Source organism: Psychrobacter sp. AOP30-A2-5 (genome assembly GCF_052378115.1).
Lineage (GTDB): Bacteria > Pseudomonadota > Gammaproteobacteria > Pseudomonadales > Moraxellaceae > Psychrobacter.
This window is the reverse complement of the sequence record NZ_JBQSXK010000001.1, coordinates 536,593-554,522: the sequence shown is the minus strand read 5'-3', so window position 1 is coordinate 554,522 and position 17,930 is coordinate 536,593. Positions and strand designations below refer to the sequence as shown.

14 protein-coding genes are annotated in these 17,930 nt (G+C 43.4%); 7 read left to right on the top strand and 7 right to left on the bottom strand.

The features are described 5' to 3' along the window. Nucleotides 1-469: 469 nt before the first annotated feature. Nucleotides 470-2,539, top strand: a complete 2,070-nt coding sequence (locus ACT3S4_RS02330; RefSeq protein WP_444760348.1) for a TonB-dependent receptor domain-containing protein — start codon at nt 470-472, stop codon at nt 2,537-2,539. Between the two features lie 146 nt (nt 2,540-2,685). Further along, nucleotides 2,686-4,080: a PepSY-associated TM helix domain-containing protein gene (locus tag ACT3S4_RS02325; RefSeq protein ID WP_444760347.1), complete on the top strand. Its 1,395-nt coding sequence runs from the start codon at nt 2,686-2,688 to the stop codon at nt 4,078-4,080. 39 nt (nt 4,081-4,119) lie between these two features. Here the strand turns inward: ACT3S4_RS02325 and ACT3S4_RS02320 are convergent, their stop codons facing one another. The 4 genes from ACT3S4_RS02320 to ACT3S4_RS02305 form a co-directional block, all read right to left on the bottom strand. Beyond that, nucleotides 4,120-4,890, bottom strand: a complete 771-nt coding sequence (locus tag ACT3S4_RS02320) for an iron ABC transporter ATP-binding protein (protein WP_444760346.1) — start codon at nt 4,888-4,890, stop codon at nt 4,120-4,122. Nucleotides 4,891-4,991: 101 nt separating this feature from the next. Beyond that, nucleotides 4,992-6,053, bottom strand: coding sequence for an iron chelate uptake ABC transporter family permease subunit (locus ACT3S4_RS02315; protein WP_427548644.1), 1,062 nt, complete (start codon nt 6,051-6,053; stop codon nt 4,992-4,994). A 116-nt stretch (nt 6,054-6,169) separates the two neighbouring features. Continuing rightward, a complete protein-coding gene (locus tag ACT3S4_RS02310) occupies nt 6,170-7,270 on the bottom strand; it encodes an ABC transporter permease (protein WP_265089717.1) in 1,101 nt (366 codons plus the stop codon). A gap of 117 nt (nt 7,271-7,387) precedes the next feature. Continuing rightward, the gene (locus ACT3S4_RS02305; protein ID WP_427548641.1) at nt 7,388-8,437 is read right to left on the bottom strand and encodes a siderophore ABC transporter substrate-binding protein; all 1,050 of its coding nucleotides are present in this window, start codon (nt 8,435-8,437) and stop codon (nt 7,388-7,390) included. Nucleotides 8,438-8,952: 515 nt separating this feature from the next. Here ACT3S4_RS02305 and ACT3S4_RS02300 point away from each other — a divergent pair. The 3 genes from ACT3S4_RS02300 (at nt 8,953) to ACT3S4_RS02290 (ending at nt 11,216) form a co-directional block, all read left to right on the top strand. Beyond that, nucleotides 8,953-9,927, top strand: a complete 975-nt coding sequence (locus ACT3S4_RS02300) for a TonB family protein (protein WP_444760345.1) — start codon at nt 8,953-8,955, stop codon at nt 9,925-9,927. 115 nt (nt 9,928-10,042) lie between these two features. Next, nucleotides 10,043-10,732, top strand: a complete 690-nt coding sequence (locus ACT3S4_RS02295) for a MotA/TolQ/ExbB proton channel family protein (RefSeq protein ID WP_443558316.1) — start codon at nt 10,043-10,045, stop codon at nt 10,730-10,732. An 82-nt stretch (nt 10,733-10,814) separates the two neighbouring features. Then, entirely contained in the window at nt 10,815-11,216 is a 402-nt protein-coding gene (locus tag ACT3S4_RS02290; protein ID WP_045444454.1) for an ExbD/TolR family protein, read from the top strand. Nucleotides 11,217-11,373: 157 nt separating this feature from the next. Here the strand turns inward: ACT3S4_RS02290 and ACT3S4_RS02285 are convergent, their stop codons facing one another. Beyond that, the gene (locus ACT3S4_RS02285) at nt 11,374-11,847 is read right to left on the bottom strand and encodes a DUF2799 domain-containing protein (RefSeq protein WP_250162997.1); all 474 of its coding nucleotides are present in this window, start codon (nt 11,845-11,847) and stop codon (nt 11,374-11,376) included. A 500-nt stretch (nt 11,848-12,347) separates the two neighbouring features. On the opposite strand from ACT3S4_RS02285, the gene ACT3S4_RS02280 reads away from it, so the two are divergent. Both ACT3S4_RS02280 and topA read left to right on the top strand, forming a co-directional pair. Next, nucleotides 12,348-12,944, top strand: a complete 597-nt coding sequence (locus ACT3S4_RS02280) for a hypothetical protein (RefSeq protein WP_238035162.1) — start codon at nt 12,348-12,350, stop codon at nt 12,942-12,944. Nucleotides 12,945-13,231: 287 nt separating this feature from the next. Next, on the top strand, nt 13,232-15,898 hold the full coding sequence (gene topA, locus ACT3S4_RS02275) for a type I DNA topoisomerase (protein WP_444760344.1): 2,667 nt from the start codon (nt 13,232-13,234) through the stop codon (nt 15,896-15,898). A 116-nt stretch (nt 15,899-16,014) separates the two neighbouring features. On the opposite strand, the gene ACT3S4_RS02270 is transcribed toward topA, so the two are convergent. Then, nucleotides 16,015-16,572, bottom strand: coding sequence for a superoxide dismutase family protein (locus ACT3S4_RS02270; RefSeq protein WP_250162995.1), 558 nt, complete (start codon nt 16,570-16,572; stop codon nt 16,015-16,017). Nucleotides 16,573-16,743: 171 nt separating this feature from the next. Further along, nucleotides 16,744-17,895: a hypothetical protein gene (locus ACT3S4_RS02265; RefSeq protein ID WP_443558320.1), complete on the bottom strand. Its 1,152-nt coding sequence runs from the start codon at nt 17,893-17,895 to the stop codon at nt 16,744-16,746. Nucleotides 17,896-17,930: the final 35 nt, after the last annotated feature.

Below are 17,930 nucleotides of genomic sequence, written 5' to 3'. Positions count from 1 at the left end.
AGTCGTAGGTTTAAACCTGACTAATTGGTCAACTATCTAAGGGTATAGTGAAAGGGTTGGCCATTGCAACGTTTTTTTTCATGTTGATGGCTTTATTTCTTAAATAATAACAGTCTATTAGACGAACATAGCGCAGTGGATTTGGTTTGCTCGCTATTTTGACTTGTCTGAAAACAGTAAGCAACAAAACGGAATAAGCCAGCCAGATTTAGCGCTATTCTTTAATATTAAATTTCTCGCATTAATTATTGCCAAATTGTTAATACTTCGTTATTATGCCTCTCATTATTTAAATGCTAACAATTATCATTAACATTGTTATTCGTATGAAAGGTTTTGGCTTTGTCAAGACTCCAATCGTCTAAAAAATGGTTTTCAACAATAAGCGGTGCAACTGCCACAAGCTGTGCTCAACAGTAAATAGCTTTTAAAAATTCTAATTTGTGATAGTCAACAAGGTGAGTGTGTTATGCGTGAAGTAAAGTTATCAAAACTATCTAGTCAAATGACGGTATTGTCCATGGGCGTGGCAGCGGTATTATGGTCACAAGCAGTCAGTGCAGCACCTGCAGAAGACATGCCAAGCACCACGTTGCAGACCATTACGGTGACAGCCAATAGCTCAGTACGTGATAAAGTGCAAACCGATTCTGTTTACATAGAAGACTATACGCCAGCGCAGCAAGCCAGCCATTTAAGCGATTTTTTGAATGTCGTTCCTGGGGTTACGGTAGGTGGTACCTCAGCGGTCAATCAGCGTATTCGTATTCGTGGTCTTGAAGACAGCAACCTAAAAGTCACTATCGATGGGGCGCGTCAAGAAGGCAAACTTTTTTATCATATGGGTGATATTACTATTGACCCTGATTTGCTTAAGCAAGCAGATGTCTCAGTTGGCAACAATTCTGTCACGCTCGGTAACGATGCCATTGGCGGGGCGGTGGCTTTTAAAACCGTTGATGCAGTGGATTTGCTGAAACCGGGTCAAAGAATAGGGGCTAAAGTTCACGCAGGCTATGCTAGTAATAATGACGAGCTACTAACGTCAACGACTGTATATGCCGCACCAACGGACAATGTTGACTTACTGGCTTACTATGGCAAGCGCGATAGCGATTCTGGCGAAGATGGTAACGGTCGTGAGCTGTTTGAAGACAGTAAAACTGAAAGCATCTTATTAAAGGCGGGTGCTTATATTGCGGATGACCATCATATTGGCGCAAATTTCAGCCAAACTGAAAAGAAAGGTATTTTCCCATTCCGTCCAGACTTCCCTAGCCGCTCTGAGCCTCCAATTCCGCAACAGGTGAAGCGCGATACTTATGGTATTGATTATAGCTTTAATCCTAGCAACCCACTGATTGATGTAGATACCAACGTGTATCAAACCAAAACCCGCATTTTGCGCGATTCTGATTATATCAATGATCCAGGTTTTGATTTTAACGCTGAAGTTCAAACCACAGGCGCAAAAATCCAAAACACCAGTGACATTGCTACGAATGTTGGCACACACAAGCTTATCTCTGGTATTGAGCATTACAAAAAAGAATCGGAGATGGAGCGCGACTTCGTCAAAGCAGGGTCAGACGAGGCAACCAATACATCAGTATATCTAGAAGACCAATGGAAAAATGGTAAGCTCACTTTAACACCTGGTGTGCGTTATGACCGCTACAAATCTCCTGAGTTTATCTCTGGTGGCAAAACCTATGATAATGTCGTTGGTGCACTTGCCGCAAGCTATGAGATTGCACCATTGACGCAAGTATTTGCTAGCTACACGCAGTTATTTAATGGTCCTGACTTAAGCCAAACCATTTTTAATTCAAATGGTGACAAAACGTACGTTAATAATGACTTAAAAGCAGAAGAAGGGTCTAACGCTGAAGTGGGTATAGTCACAACCTTGCGTGATCTAACGGTAGCTGGTGATGCACTACAACTAAGCGGTAAGTACTTTGAAACCGATATCGAAAACTACATCGAATTTGTTCGTTCCGGCGGAACTCGCGTTGGCTTAGACTGTGTCACTGGACAATTAGGTGGTGAATGCCAAGGTGTCATCAATAAAGATGAAGATTTTAAAATTAAAGGGGTTGAGCTCGCTGCCGACTATAAAATGAATAACTTTAGTATGGGTTTGAGCTATTCACGCGCACGCAGCAAAGGTGAAAAAACGGGCTACAGCATTCCTTCAGTGACTGGAAGCAGCTCAGAATCAGGCGATAAATATATGGTCAATCTGGCTTATGCCCCAACAGAGACCACAGATATCGGCTGGCGCAGTACGTATGTTGCTTCAGTGATGCCGAATACGTCTGAAAATGAGATTGAAAAACCAAGCTATAATGTTCATGATATTTTTATGAACTATTCGCCAAAACAAGTTGATGGATTAAAAGCCACGCTTGGCGTTTATAATCTTTTTGATGAAGCTTATGCGAGCCACTCATCTCGTCTAAATCCGATTGATGATGTTGCTACTGACTTTGAGAAAGGTCGTAATATCAAAGCGTCATTGACGTATCAGTTCTAATCTTATTGTCACTTGATGATAGATGAAAGGGCCAGCTGTCTGTATAGGATAGCTGGCTTTTTTATGGTCAGTAAATGGCGAAGCATGTGATAGCAATTACAACTTTTTTTGAATACCAATCAAAATAACCAATGAATAAAGAAACGATGAATAAAAAACCAATACTAATGACTTTATTTCCCCTTACGTTGCGTCAGAGCTGTTTATGGATTCATCGTTATACTGGGCTTGCGATGGCCGCCTTTTTGATCATTGCTGGTATCACGGGCACGCTATTGGCGTTTCATGATGAGCTAGATGATGTGTTCAATCACAAGCTGGCAAATATTGAAGCGCAACACAAGCCGCCACTACCGATCGCCTTACTGCATGATGCTGTTATCAGCGCCTATCCACAGTATCAATTTTCTAGTATGCCAACGTCAGTAGAGCTGAACAAATCAGCGGTTTTTTCGGTCGATAGAGTCCGAGGTGAAAGCGCCAAAAATCAGCCCAAAGCGCCATTTCAAGAGGTCTATATCAATCCCTTTACGCGTGAAATCATCGGTACACGTGATAAAGAGGCGTGGGCATGGCGCAATACGATGTACAAGGTATTTTGGTTGCACCGAGATTTATTGCTAGGTGATATCGGCAAATTAATACTGGGTATCGTGTCTTTAATCTGGACGATTAATTGCTTTATTGGCTTTTATTTAACCTTTCCAAGAGCAGTTAGTGCCAATAAATCTCAACAAACCGCATTGAGAAAATCATCTGGCAAACCCCGCGCTTCGTTTTTTAAACGCTGGCTACCTGCTTGGAAAATCCGCCGTAAGACCAATGCTTTTAAGCTCAATTATGACTTGCATCATGCGTTTGGCTTATGGTTATGGCTCATGTTGTTTGTCATTGCGTGGTCGAGTGTTGGTTTTAATTTAAAACCGATATATCAGCCCGTAATGCAAGCGCTGGTAGGACTTGAAGGTAGAGATGAAGGCAAAGGAGATAAACAAAATAAGCCTGCGATAAACACTGAATCTAGTAGTGATGAGGCGACTACTATTGGCACTAATATGAACAGTACTAATAAGGTAGACAAGGCTAATAGCATTGCTTATTTAAGCAGGCAGGCAGAGATCGCCGCGCAAAAAAATGGCGTCAGTGTCCAGCAGCTATTGGGAGTGCGTTGGGTAGAAGAAGACAATCAATGGCAAATGCGCTTTAAAACCAATAAAGATATCGGTAAAAAAGGCGGTGCGTCATCTATCACGGTTGACGCCGCAACAGGCAATGTCGAGCGTGTTAATTTTGGGTATCAAAGCTCATTTGGTAATCAAGCTGATCAATGGATGACAACGCTACACATGGGACATATCAGCCATGGCGTAGGTCATTTGTTGTATCAAATATTTTTAGCATTGACGGGGTTAGCCGTGGCGGTATTGTCTGGCACAGGTGTGTATTTATGGGTCAAAGGGCGTCAAAGTCGGTTAAAGCAAAAGCAAAAATTGACGGTTAAAGACAACTCTTTGAAGCGATTACGCGAAACCAGCCATTAACAATCAGCTATAAAAAATGGGCTATAGAACACACTGTACTTAAACCGCATCGACAATCACTGGGCGACCTTGATGACTGAGCACGGTAACATCGACGTTATACAGATCCTTCATGGTTGCTTGGGTGATGACCTCTGCAGGTTGACCAACAGCCATCACCTGACCATCTTTCATGGTGACCACGGTATCGGCAAATTGTGCGGCTTGATTGATATCGTGCAGCACGATGACCACCGTTTTTTGCTGAGTATGGCTTAACTCACGCAGCTCACGCATCAAGCGACCAGCATGGTACATATCCAAATTATTCAGCGGCTCATCGAGCAACAAATACGGCGTATCTTGGCAAACAATCATCGCAATTAACACCCGCTGACGCTGACCACCCGATAGTGTCGATAAAAAACGCTCGGCTAACGGCGCAAGCTCAAAACGTTCGATAATTTCTTGCACTTTTTGCTGATCGTCCGCCGTCGGTTGCCCTTGGTGATAAGGATAGCGCCCAAACATCAGCAGCTCATGCACGCGCAGTCGCCCTTGTACTTGGTTGTCTTGTCCAAGCATCGCCACAGTTTTGGACAAGGTTCGCGCATGACAGCTAACAATATCACGTTCCTCATTATCTACAGCGAAACGGACCTGTCCCGACTGTAGCGGTTGCAAACGTGCCATCACCGAAAACAACGTGGATTTACCGGCACCATTGGGACCAATCAGGGCAATCACTTGTGCACTTGGTAACGACAACGTAATGTTATGAAGAATTTGCTGTTTGCCAATATGGTGCGAGATGTTATTAAGTTTAATCATAGTGGTTCTTATTTTTACAAAGGATCTAATTTTTCATTACTATATCAATGGCCAATTAGATAATTGGCTACTAGGTTAATGGTTACTAAATAATCGCGGTCTTAACGACGCTGAGTCATAAAAATCAATATTAAGAATACCAAACCACCAGCCAATTCAATGACCACCGATAGTACCCCTGCCATGCCCAATAGTTGCTCAAATATCGTCTGACCGAGTACCAAGCAAATCATCGCCACCAAACAGACCAATATCAGACGCTCGCTGTGATACATATGGCGAGCGATACGATTGGTTAGCGCACAAACTAACAGACCAAAGAAAGTCACTGGACCGACCAATGCGGTTGCCGTGGCGACCAATACCGCAATGACCGTTAATAGTCCAAACGCTAGGCGTTGATAATTGATACCGAGGTTAATGGCTTGTGATTTGCCAAGCATCAATACGTCACATTGATAACGCCAGCGCCAGATAAATAGCGCGCTAATGGCACAGATAACAATGCTGATACCAAGCAGCTGCGGATTGACCGTATTAAATTGCGCGTAACTGGCAGATTGCACAACGACGAAATCATCAGGATTAATTAGCCGTGCAATCAGCGCCGATAAGCTGCGAAACAAGACCCCAAAGATAACGCCCACCAATATCAGTCGCGTCAGATCCTGACTGCTTTTTGAAAATAGCAGCTTAAATAATAATAATGACGCGCCAAACATTAAAACAATTTCAAGGGTGAATTTGGCAAGAGGATTGATACTAGTAAAACTTATTGCACCCAAAAAGAAAACCAACAGGCTTTGTAATAAAACGTATAGAGAGTCAAAGCCCAGCAATGACGGCGTCAGGATAGGGTTGTGCGTTAAGGTTTGAAACAATAAGGTCGATACGCCAATCGCATAACCGACCACCATTAACGCCAGTAATTTCTTACCTCGCAGTGGTAGTGCAAAGTCCCAATGCCCGTTGACATTGACTGTCAAAAATAGGATGGTTGAGATCAGCAATATGATAGCGGCAATGGATTTTGGGTGATTGACTATAAATGTCCAGAGTCGCGCAAGACAACTTTGTCCAAAAGTAGTTTTGTCGTTATTTACTGAAGCACTGTCATCTAGAGTGTTATTGGCTGTGGCGCTAGGCTTAGACGGTAAAAACATGCGTAAATCCTATAGTGCTAGGCTTATCTAATCAGACAAAACAACGATAAAAGAGAGAGAAGAGGCAAAGAGGTTTGATCAGTCGTTATGAATAAAAAACTTTATGGCGAGTTATTTTATTGCTCAGCAGGCGCACGTAATAATAGCCATAAAAACAGTACCGTACCAACGACTCCAAAAACTGTTGCCACAGGCACTTCAAATGGATAGCGAATCGAGCGTCCAATAATATCGCACAATAGCACTGCCGAAGCGCCCAATAATGCCACCGCTGGTAAGCTACGGCGCAATTTATCCCCCATCAGTCGGCTGACGATATTAGGCACGACCAAACCAATAAAAGGAATCATGCCAACGGTTACAACGACAACTGCACTCATCATCGCCACCATACCAACGCCAACCCATGTTACTTGTCGTTTGCTGATGCCTAAATTGAGCGCGATATTGTCACCCAAACCGACGATGGTCAGCTTGTCAGCAATGATATACGCCAGCACGCACAATCCGCCCGTCAGCCATAGCAGCTCGTAACGACCTGCTAAGACGCCAGAGAAATCACCAAATTGCCAAACGCTGAGCATCTGTAACGATTCTGTTTGATAGGCGATAAAGGTCGTCACTGCCTCGATAATGCCACCGAAGACGATACCAATTAGCGGGATCATCAAAAAATCCGTCGGCGGAATACGATGAATCAGCAGCATAAACAGCATCATGCCAAATACTGCGGCGATGGTAGCCACGCCCATTTTGACAATGAGCGCACTGGCTGGAAATAGCAGACTAACCACCAATAATCCCAGTGCGGCGCTTTGAGTTGCACCGACCATCGATGGCTCAACGAAGCGGTTTTTGAGCACCACTTGAATAATCATCCCAGCAACTGCCATGGAAACACCGGTCAAGATAATAGCGATGGTACGCGGTAGGCGACTGACCAGTAGCAGTGAGCTATCGGAGTTGGCGCTATGGTTGATAAGGCTGTGAAATATACCTGACCATGAAAAATCAGCCACCCCAATTGATAAGCTTAATAACACCAAAAGCCCCATAATAATGAGGCTGCCCGTGTTGATGACCCACGGCGGTATAGAAGCACGGCGATTTTTAGAACTTAGACCATGGCTTGCGCTTTTTTGCCAACTCGTTGATGCGGCTGGTAAAGTAGGGCGGGCTTTAACGCTGGTCTGCGCACGAGAGGAAAATAATGGCATATCAGCTACTGGCTTAAAGTTAGGGTTGGCAACTGACAGTGATGACAGTTGCCTAAAAACGAATGACGCTTATTTAACATGTTGCTTGTGTAGCATATTGCTTATTTAACGCATCATTTACTTAGCGTTAGCAAAAGCCTCTTTAATGGTCGTCAAATCCTGCATCCATTGATAATAACCGCCAAAGGCAAGATATGAGTCTGGGCTAAGGTAAACCACTTGATTTTTACTCCATGCGTTGGTTTGCGCGACCAATGGATTGTCCAATACGGCTTTGGCACCAGCACCATCTTCACCAATGGCGGCACTGCGATCGACGACGAATAACCAGTCTGGATTGGTTTTTTGGATGTATTCAAACGAGATTGGCTGACCGTGGCGCGCATCGGCGATTTGGTCATCTGCCATCGGAATATCTAGCACGGTATGGATAAAACCGTAGCGGGATTTGTCGCCGTAGGCAGACAGCTTATTGCCATTGACCATGACCACTAAGCCTTTACCTTTATCTTTGGTTAATGTTTTGGTCTCATCAATGAGCCCATCGATATTACCTTGCAGTTTCGCTGCTTGAGCACTTTTACCGAACAATGCACCCAAATCATGCAAACGCTGCTTACTAGATTCATAGATATTTGCCGTATCAATCGTCATGTCGAGCGTTGGCGCAATACTGGACAGCGCATCATATTTTTCTGCCATGCGTGAGCCGACCAAGATAGCTTGCGGCTGCATCGCGTTCAACGCCTCAAGATCTGGCTCAAATACGGTGCCGACTGTTTTTGGTTCAGGCTGTGTTTTAGAGTGTAAATTGTCTAATTTTAGACCGCTTGGCATGCCATCGACAGCAACATCAAGCGCGGCCAAATCCTGCATCAATGTCATATCATAGACCACCAACGGCGATGGATTCATTGCCAAGTCGACCTTACCTTTTGTCGTATCAACGGCAATGGTTGCCACAGAAACATTGTCATTATTGGCAATATTCGAGGCATTATCTGCCGTTGGATTTTCATTCTGGGCATCGGCTGGTTCAGAGTCGTTAGACTCAGGTGAGCTACAACCTGTCACACTGATCGTAGCAACCAGAGCGGTCACCATGGCAGTCAGTAAAGGGCGTTTGAAAAAAGGAGTAGAGCGGTTAGGCAATAAAGTAATAGACATAAATAACTCGGTATATCAGCTGGTTGGACAAAGGATGTATCAAATAATCGGTCATATAAAAGTAAAAAGAACTTCATCGATGTGATGCTTCACACCATACAATGCTCGACGGTATTACTTTTGAAGTTATGATTTTTTATGGGTTGTTTTTACGCTTAGCTATTGAGACGTTCAACATGCCTTAATATCTTGAGATTTTGTAATCTTAAAAGATACGCAGTCGATTAGGGGCTATGATAAATTAATTGAGACTCATTATCAATACAAATGATAATGGTTTTTATTACGTCACTTTATTACATGGGGTTTGACTGCCTTGGCACAATAAGCATGCATAGCGATATTTGAGAAAGGGTGGTCGAATGCCTAAGCAAATTTTGCTTATTAATAACGCTAAATGATAGGCCGATTATTTGCCTGATAAGCAAAATTATTATAAATTTATTATTGATAATAATTATCGTTTGCATTATTATCTACGCCATTCTACCTCGGTTAATGAATATTAGGGTGTTATGAGTTCAACGGATTTAGACGCGCCACCACTTAAATTGATACTCGCAGCCATTATTATAGTGGTGGGCTTGCACGTGCTGACGGCAGTCGCATTGGTGGCGATCAAGACGCCTGAGATAAAAGTTGAACCAAAAAAAGACACACCACCTATCGAGATAGAGATGGTGACGTTACCTGTCAAAACAGCCGTCCCTGAAGTAGAAAAAGTTCAGGAAATAACGCCCAAAAAAGCAGCGCCTAAAACAGAGTCAAAACCTGAACCTAAAAAACCGGCACCGTCAAAACCTAAAGTAGCTCCAGTAGTGAAGGCCAAGCAAAATACACCAGAAAAACCAGTGGTAAAAGCCAAAAAGGCTGATATAGCACCTGTCGTAAAAGTAGAAAAAAAGAAGCCGGATATTATTAAAAAAGAGGTATCGAAAAAGCCAATAGTAGAATCGAAAGTGGATACCTCAATGGCTGATAGTCAACGTGAAGCTGAAGAACGACGTAAAATTCTAGCAGCAGAATCACAAAAGGCCGCTCAAGAAGCCCATGATAGAGCAGTGCAAGACGCTAAGAAAATAGCCGATGCCAAGGCTGCCCGAGAGGCTCAAGCCGAAGCGAATGCCAGAAAAGCAGCGGAAGAGAAAGCGGCTAAAGATGCCGCGCAAAAAGCAGCAGCCACTGCAAGCAATGAACCCGTGAGCTTTACTGCTGGTGATGCGGAGATGATAAAGACACCACGATTTAGTGTTCCTGATTCTGTTCTAAGAAGGGCCAAGACGGGTGATACTTTTAATGTACTATTGAAAGTGACGGTGGATAAACAGGGCCGGGTTAGTGATGTGCTTTTAGTTGGAAAATCAGGCAATAGTATAGTAGACAAAGAGGCGGTAAAGAAGATGCACTCTGCTAGGTTCAGACCTTTTATTAAAAATGGCGTGCCCGTGGTAGGTGTTGTGACTCTACCAGTAAGCCATGTCGTAGACTAATACTAGTATTCAAATAATTTTTTCAAAAAATACTCATTCATAACTGTCATGATGAGGCTGGCGGCGCTCTGCACAGCATTATCATGTAATGGCATTAAACACTAAGGAGTCTGACATGGACTTTATGCAATACTGGCAAATCAGCGACATGGTGACAAAAACCTTGTTCTTTTTGTTGCTTGCTTTATCTATTCTTTCTTGGGTGACTGGCATTATTCGTGTGCTACAAAGCCGCAAATTGGCCGCCAATGTTGCAGATGATTTGAGTCAACAGATTCAAGTAAAGCAGGCTGAGATGATAGCAGCAGATGCCACTACTCGCCGTTTGGTTACTGAGCAGATCTTGCTCAAGCATATTGGTCGTTACCGTTTTGCTAGTGAGCGCGGCTTACCTATTCTTGGGACGACGGCCGCAATTGCGCCATTTATTGGTTTGTTTGGGACGGTATGGGGTATTTTTCATGCGTTACATAACATTGGCATGAGTGGGCAAGCAGGCTTGGGACAAGTAGCAGGGCCAGTCGGTGAGGCACTTATCATGACAGGTTTGGGGATCGCCGTGGCGATTCCAGCCGTGGTGTTTTATAACCTTGCAGTGCGTATCAATCGCCGTGTGATGTATCACGCCAACGATAGAGCGCATGACTTATTGGCACGTTCTGCCGAAATGGTCGTTACCCAGCAGACGTTAACGGACAGCAAATCGACTGTTACCCAAGATTCGTTAGCAAAGGGTATGCACTCAAACACAGCAGATGCTCAGCGAGTGACTCATTATCACAGTTCAGCCGCGTCGCAGCCTTAACGACTATCCATTGATGGGGCAGTTCGTTAGGCGATAGTCAAGCGAGCTATATTGCGAATAACCAAATGTATTGAGAGTGATTATGGCATTTCAATTGGGTGATGATGACAGTCAAAGTATGAGTGAGATGAACCTCATTCCGCTTATCGACATCATGCTGGTATTGATGATTATATTTCTATTGACGGCGACCGTACTGAATCCGACAGTGCCACTAGAGTTGCCGAAGACCAGTGCTGCGTTAAATGAGGCGCCACCAGAGGCTATTCAAATTAGCATCGATAAAGACGCAGGGATATTTTGGGACAGCGATGCGATTAGCATGGAGGAGTTAGAGGCACGGTTACAACAGCAAAGTGCTGGAGGTAAAGACCCCTCTGTACAATTGCGTGCTGACAAAGACAGTAAGTATGACACGGTCGCTCAAGTGCTAGCCGCTGCCAGTCAAGCAGGACTTACGAAGATAGCCTTTGTCAATGAATAAGGCGAGTCTATAAAAAACGTGATTATCATATGATGTTTGCTAGATAGCCAACCATCAAAAAGGTAGCTAATATAATAATAAAACAAAAATAATAAACTTTTCTCCAGCCTCAATGAGTACTTAAACCTCAAATTAAGTACTCATTGGGGTTTTCTTTTTACCAGCCATAGCCAAAGGGATGATAGCCGTAACCGAAGCGCCCAGGCCCGTAGCCAAACGGATAAGGCGAACGTAAGTAATCGAGATCACGTTGACGGATATAGTAGTAACGTCCTTGCGCGTAAGCTTCTTCTAGCTTTTCGATGCCTTCGAGCGGACAAACGGGCTGCCAGTCGTAGCCTTCGCGACCAAGTTTATAAGCATTGAGCTCGGTGCAGTAGCTTTTGAGACCTTGCTGTCGCCCTTGCTCCCATTGTATGCGGTTGGGCAGGGGACCACCTACCTTTGCGCAGCTATCAGCGTAATGACCAAAATAAGCACCTGAACGCCCTTGTAAGCCATCAGCGTAGCCGACTTCTTGCCAGTTGCTTTCCTGACATTGCTGCGGGGTGAGACTTTGCGTCGTTGCACAGCCTGATAGGGTAAATAAGGCAGCGCTTACTAGCGAGAGGGTAAGCCCAGTTTTACTCATGAGTTTATGGACACATTTGCTCGCTAGTGAAGCGGTCGATGAGTTTCGCTTAAGAAGATAATTCATAATAAACCTGCGCGCGTTTAAAATTATGGTTTATCATAGCACTTTTTGATGCTGACAACTTTTTGTATCTCGTTATTATGCTGTTTTTTATTCGAGTTAAGTGTTTGATCTATTAGCACATATAGCCAAACCATCGAGATTCGAAAACGCGAGTGGTTGATGGTTATCAACTCATCATGCTTGATTTTTAACGGTTCGTGCTCATTATAAGCATCTATATAGTAGCCAGTATTCAGACAATCATTTATTAAACAGTCGCTTATCAGGATGCTACTGGTTAGAAAATTACTGGTTAAAAAGTTACTGCTCAAACAATCAATGATTGCTTTTTTATAGTTAGTTGGGCAATCACTGTCTTTGTTGTAGCCTGTTGTATAGATAGTAGCGGTTTTATTTTTTAGTACATTTTCATTTATCCAAAAGGCCGGACCATCATGGGAACATTCATTGGCGTTATCATTGTACTATTTGTATTAGGGAGTATGATGGCGCTCAAACCTAACGGTATCGATCAGCGTTTGGATAAGCTGCGCATGACTGCGCGTCGTTTGCAATTGAATCCAAAGCTGGTGAGCTGCCCTGATTGGATCAAAGGTAAAGACAACGAATATGGGCGTGGAATGTTAGGTCAATACTGTTTAGTGTTAGATGATGTGCAGCTGCCGCACACGCGCTATCAAGTGATTGATGGGCAATGGCGACCAGATAGTAGTTTCGTCGATACAAGCAAAGATGATGTTAAGCTCACGATTCCAAGTGCGATTCGTGCTAATAACAGCCCTAATAATACGATTATCAAGAAGACCAATTTTAGCTTGGATAAAGCGCCCCTAGACTTGCCAGTCAGTATTGAGCCATTTGTTAAAGGTTTGCTGACTAAGGCCAATAGTATCGTGATTTATTGGGAAGATATCGCTTATGTGCGTCCTTCATCCAATCCTGCTTATCAGCAAAAATTGATTGAAGCAGATTTGTTGGTGCTCAAAAAACAGCTTGAACAATGGGCGTCAGAGATGCAAAAGCGCCTATAAAACGGCTACAAGGTAGAAAATAATTTTTTAATCTCCATTTATAAGCAATATGCAAGCACTTTTGGCAAACTCTCAGTCATTTACAGTTGACAGTGTAACGCTTAGCAGTGTAACGTCTTTATAACTGACTCTTTATCTTATGGTTATTGTTTGTTTTATAAACGTTTTTTTAAGCAGCTATTACTATAATGATTCACCGCGCTACTATAACTCACAATTATAAATTGCCATGCTGCTGTATTTATTCTTACTCTTAATTTACTCATATAATAATGGTGTCGTCACATATGGCAAAAACCGCAACCAAAAAAAGTCCAGCACCCGCTGCTGTTAATCCCAAAGGCAGTCCAAAGGGCAAGTCTTTGGTGATCGTAGAATCACCTGCCAAGGCAAAAACAATCAATAAATACCTTGGCGATGACTTTATCGTGCGCTCCAGTATTGGTCATGTCCGTGATCTACCGGTTGGCGCAAGCAAAAGTGCAAAAAAACCAACAACGACCAAAAAAGATGACAGTCTAAGCAAAGAAGAAAAAACCCAGCAAGCCTTGGTGCGGCGCATGGGCGTCGATCCAGAACATGATTGGGCAGCAGTTTATGAAGTATTACCTAACAAGACTAAGGTTATCAAAGAGCTAAAAGCTTTAGCCAAAGACGCTGACAAAATCTATCTGGCGACGGATATGGATAGAGAAGGGGAAGCGATTGCGTGGCACCTAAAAGAAGTCATCGGCGGCGCTGACAGTAAGTATGAGCGCGTGGTTTTTAACGAGATTACCAAATCCGCCATTCAAAATGCCTTTAAGCAGCCCTCCAAACTTGATATCGATCGTGTCAATGCCCAACAAGCGCGGCGCTTTTTAGACCGTGTCGTTGGCTTTATGGTATCGCCGCTGCTGTGGCAAAAGGTTGCTCGCGGTCTCTCTGCAGGTCGCGTCCAGTCAGTTGCTATGCGTTTGGTCGTAGAAAGAGAACATGAAATTCGCGCCTTTATACCAGAAGAGTATTGGCAAATTCATGCCGATACTCACGTTGCCAGTAGCAAAAAGGACGCTGAGCAAATTGCGATTCGCTTAGAGGCGACCAAGCAAGGCGGCAAAACGCTTAAGCTCGTTAATAAAGAGCAAACAGATAAAGTCTTAGAAATTCTTAACTCAAGTGACTTTATCGTCAAAGAGCGCGAAGAGAAGCCAACGCAATCGCGTCCGAGTGCGCCATTTATCACCTCGACATTACAGCAAGCCGCCAGCACGCGCTTGGGTTTTTCGGTTAAGAAAACCATGATTTTGGCACAGCGCTTATATGAAGCGGGTCATATTACTTATATGCGTACCGACTCGACTTTCTTATCTGGTGATGCACTTGCTGCGGTACGTGGCTATATCGAAGACAGCTATGGCGCAAAATACGTACCAGAAAAGCCAAATTTTTACGGCAACAAACAAGGCGCACAAGAGGCGCATGAGGCGATTCGTCCTTCTAACGTCAATATGAAGTCAACGCAGCTTAGAGGGGTTGAGCGTGATGCCATCCGCTTGTACGAGCTGATTTGGCGTCAGTTTGTCGCTTGTCAGATGCTGCCAGCAAAATACTTGTCAGTGAATCTATTCGTCGCTGCCAATGATGTCGAGTTAAAAGCACGTGGTCGTACGTTAGTATTTGATGGTTACACCAAGGTTATGCCACCAGCGAAGACTGACGATACTTTGCTTCCGGATGTCAAAAAAGGCGATAAACTAATACTAGATAAGCTCGATCCGAGTCAGCATTTCACCAAGCCGCCACCGCGCTATACCGAGGCAAGTTTGGTGAAAGAGCTTGAGAAAAAAGGTATCGGTCGTCCATCGACGTATGCGTCTATCATCTCGACCATTCAAGATCGCGGCTATGTGAAGCTTGAGAACAAGCGCCTGTTTGCTGAAAAAATGGGTGATATCGTCACCGACAGACTAACCGAAAGCTTCCCAGATTTGATGGATTATACCTTTACCGCCGCGCTAGAGGACAAGCTTGACCATGTAGCAGAAGGTGATACAGATTGGAAAGATGTCCTTGATAATTTCTATGGCGACTTTAAAACAACGCTTGATCGCGCCAAAGAAAAAGACGGTATGCGTCCAAATGATCCAACTGACGTACCAGACGTGCATTGCGATCTTTGCGATCGTCCAATGCAATTACGTACTGGCTCAACGGGTGTATTCTTAGGGTGTACTGGCTATAATTTACCGCCAAAAGAGCGCTGTAAAGGCACTAAGAATTTAATGCCCGTCGAAGCTTTTGCCAATCTTGATGAGGCAGAAGGCGATGATGAAGCGGCAGAAGTTCGAGATTTGATGGAGAAAAAGCGTTGCCCGAAATGTAGCACGGCAATGAATGGCTATATCGTCGATGGCGGTTTGAAACTGCATGTGTGTGGTAACAATCCTGATTGTGATGGTTATGTCTTAGAAGAAGGCAAGTTTGAAGTGCCTGGCTCTGATTCTCCAACCATTGACTGTAATAAGTGCGATGGACAAATGGAGCTAAAGACGGGACGTTTTGGTCCTTACTTCGCTTGTCAGCAATGTGATAATACGCGTAAAGTGCTAAAAACAGGCGAAGCCGCACCGCCGCGCATGGATCCTATTCATCTGCCAGAGCTGAAATCAACCAAGCACGATGATTACTTTATCTTGCGTGAAGGGGCAGCTGGGATGTTCTTGGCGGCGTCTAAATTCCCGAAAGTACGCGAGACACGCGCACCAAAGTTGGCTGAGCTACGCCAAATCAAAGATAAAATGGAAGATAAATTTCAGTATCTGTTTGAAGGTCCAGATGAAGATCCAGATGGTAATCCCACCATTTTACGCTGGTCACGTAAGAAGAAAGAGCAATATATCGGCTCTGAGAAAAATGGCAAGGCCACACGTTGGGGTGTGTATTGGCGTAATGGCAAATGGGTAGAGGAGTAAGTCTGTCTTACTTTTACCATCAATCGCTTTAAATAAAAAAACCTCTTAGATAATCTAAGAGGTTTTTTTGTGCTATTCATAGTTGTGCTATCAATAACAGCTAAGTTCAGATGCTATTAGTTCTTTTCGATGATACCGCAAGCAACGCGGTCGCCTGCATTACCAGCTGGTTGGCTAGTATAGTCATCAGCACCGCTATGCACGATAAAGGCTAGACGATTAACGCTATATTTACCTGCATCCGCGACAGAGATTTTCTTATTCACATAGTTAATAGTAGCCACGCCATCTGCATTGGCAGTCAGGTTAGGTAAGTCGCCAGCATGACCATTCATGTCGTCAGGGTTAGAGTGAGGCTTATTGTCTGGATTAAAGTGACCACCTGCCGCTTTACCCATATCAGCACAGCTACCCGTTTCATGAATATGTAATGATACTGTTTTGCCCGGCTGCAAATTCATCAGCTTACCGTAGACTTGTACGCCGCCATCAACTGGACGTAAGAATACTTGACCCACTTCATTTTTATTGCCAGCGACTGCATTGATAGTAGATTTTAAGGCAGGTTGGCTAAGTGGATTGCCAGTTTGCATTTGACCTTCGACCGTTTGGCAACCCGTCATTACTAACGCTGAACCACATAATAGCGCGCTTGCAAGAATCGTCTTATTCATTATTATCTCCATTTATATTTAATCATTATGATGAGTTTCTATAGTTTTGGTTAAGATATTCAAATATTGCCTAATACCGCAACCAGTATAGCCAAGCGTTAGATATAGTTATTCATCAAATGCGCAACAATCGGTTAATAAATGTAAGTATCGTATGGGTTTGAAAATTGTTTACGGTATTTTCTTTACTTCGTTTTGCCATACTAGAGTTTCGCCAGTCTCCATCGTTTGCAATAAATTATAGCGAGGCATATCAGTCTGATCGTCTGCTGTTGGCGATATTGATTGTGAAGGTTGCAAACTCAAACTAAGAGTGCTCTGGCTATTACTGATAAGCTTAGCAAGCTCGCCCTCAATTCTATTACCAGTAACACCGCAGCCCATGAGCGTTTGTGGCCCCGAGCCAACTAGCAATGTATAATCTTTCATCAAAATATAAGGACCACCGATACCATTGCAGCTAGAACTAAAAAATGCGTATTGACTATCGTCATACCCTCTAAATTTTAGCGACACTGGAAACTCTGGATGATAAAAATGACCAATAGACTCTCGAGATATTACCTGCCCTTTGTCATTAAAAGTATTACGAACGGCGCTAACCAGCCGCCAGTCATAGTGCTCTAATAATGCCTTATCAATAGGGAGTCCAGTCGGTTCTTTAAATGTCCTAGGCGTACCATCAAATGTTAACGTATTGCCATTTTCGATTTTAATGAACAAGCTTTTCGATGCCATTTGAGTATTAACGAGTTTGCTTTTTGCGACTGGTAATAGCTCAACATCTAACTTAATAATATTATTATCGTTAGGAAATAACTTTTTGATATTTGTATTACTTACTTTATTTTCAGGAGCATTTTTGCAGGTTGAGGGTCTTTCTCTGAGCTCGCTACCATACTCAAAAGGCGGTGCGGACATCCATACGAATTTGATATCAAAATGTTGGCAGCCTTGAAACAAGCTTAACGAACTGGGCGCAATTTCTAAAGTAATCGGCGCGTCAGTGTTAATATTAATAGCGTTACTTTTTTTGTCTTTAACTTGTGTTAACTGCCAATAATAATTACTTGCCCATTGCAGCGTCGTAACTTCATTAGCTGTTTCATCAGCTACCACTACAATTTTTTCTTCCAGCTTTTCAGTTTTTATGATGGGCTGATATGATATTGGAGCAGAAGTGCTAGAGCCAGTCACTATTGAGTTAGCAGGTGTAGAATTATCTTTTGCAAGATTAGACTGACAACCTATTAGCGCTGCTGGAAAAGAGATAGCGAGCAATAAAGATAGCGTTAAGCGGTTTAAAATCAGGTGGTTTAACATTATAGCTATTACCAAATAAACATTTGTCTAAAATA

What these genes read in the sequence shown, in the direction of transcription:
- ACT3S4_RS02330 (WP_444760348.1), top strand. Translation starts at nt 470, where the DNA reads ATGCGTGAAGTAAAGTTATCAAAACTATCTAGTCAAATGACGGTATTG.
- ACT3S4_RS02325 (WP_444760347.1), top strand. Translation starts at nt 2,686, where the DNA reads ATGAATAAAAAACCAATACTAATGACTTTATTTCCCCTTACGTTGCGT.
- ACT3S4_RS02320 (WP_444760346.1), bottom strand. Translation starts at nt 4,890, where the DNA reads ATGATTAAACTTAATAACATCTCGCACCATATTGGCAAACAGCAAATT.
- ACT3S4_RS02315 (WP_427548644.1), bottom strand. Translation starts at nt 6,053, where the DNA reads ATGTTTTTACCGTCTAAGCCTAGCGCCACAGCCAATAACACTCTAGAT.
- ACT3S4_RS02310 (WP_265089717.1), bottom strand. Translation starts at nt 7,270, where the DNA reads ATGCCATTATTTTCCTCTCGTGCGCAGACCAGCGTTAAAGCCCGCCCT.
- ACT3S4_RS02305 (WP_427548641.1), bottom strand. Translation starts at nt 8,437, where the DNA reads ATGTCTATTACTTTATTGCCTAACCGCTCTACTCCTTTTTTCAAACGC.
- ACT3S4_RS02300 (WP_444760345.1), top strand. Translation starts at nt 8,953, where the DNA reads ATGAGTTCAACGGATTTAGACGCGCCACCACTTAAATTGATACTCGCA.
- ACT3S4_RS02295 (WP_443558316.1), top strand. Translation starts at nt 10,043, where the DNA reads ATGGACTTTATGCAATACTGGCAAATCAGCGACATGGTGACAAAAACC.
- ACT3S4_RS02290 (WP_045444454.1), top strand. Translation starts at nt 10,815, where the DNA reads ATGGCATTTCAATTGGGTGATGATGACAGTCAAAGTATGAGTGAGATG.
- ACT3S4_RS02285 (WP_250162997.1), bottom strand. Translation starts at nt 11,847, where the DNA reads ATGAGTAAAACTGGGCTTACCCTCTCGCTAGTAAGCGCTGCCTTATTT.
- ACT3S4_RS02280 (WP_238035162.1), top strand. Translation starts at nt 12,348, where the DNA reads ATGGGAACATTCATTGGCGTTATCATTGTACTATTTGTATTAGGGAGT.
- topA (WP_444760344.1), top strand. Translation starts at nt 13,232, where the DNA reads ATGGCAAAAACCGCAACCAAAAAAAGTCCAGCACCCGCTGCTGTTAAT.
- ACT3S4_RS02270 (WP_250162995.1), bottom strand. Translation starts at nt 16,572, where the DNA reads ATGAATAAGACGATTCTTGCAAGCGCGCTATTATGTGGTTCAGCGTTA.
- ACT3S4_RS02265 (WP_443558320.1), bottom strand. Translation starts at nt 17,895, where the DNA reads ATGTTAAACCACCTGATTTTAAACCGCTTAACGCTATCTTTATTGCTC.